The organism is Shewanella sp. MBTL60-007, assembly GCF_019654915.1.
Lineage (GTDB): Bacteria > Pseudomonadota > Gammaproteobacteria > Enterobacterales > Shewanellaceae > Shewanella.
In genome coordinates this window covers 1-245 of sequence record NZ_BPET01000219.1, presented here as the reverse complement: position 1 = coordinate 245, position 245 = coordinate 1, and the positions used below count along the sequence as shown (strand labels likewise).

The window sequence follows — 245 nt, the reverse complement described above, 5'->3', positions numbered from 1 at the left end:
CAGAGCGCTTTGATATCATGCTGCTAATCGCCCTAATGCTTCAACTGACATTTTGGCTTGCTGGAGTTCATGGTCAGAAACAAGGTTGGGATAAGCACTTCCAAGCTAACACTGTCAAAAATCGAAACGTACTCTCAACAGTTCGCTTAGGCATGGAAGTTTTGCGGCATTCTGGCTACACAATAACAAGGGAAGACTCACTCGTGGCTGCAACCCTGCTTACTCAAAATCTATTCACACATGGT

General features: G+C 44.9%; 1 pseudogene. It reads left to right on the top strand.

From position 1 onward, the window contains the following. A pseudogene (locus K5Q92_RS24130) lies at window positions 1-245 on the top strand (IS4 family transposase); the annotation flags it as partial.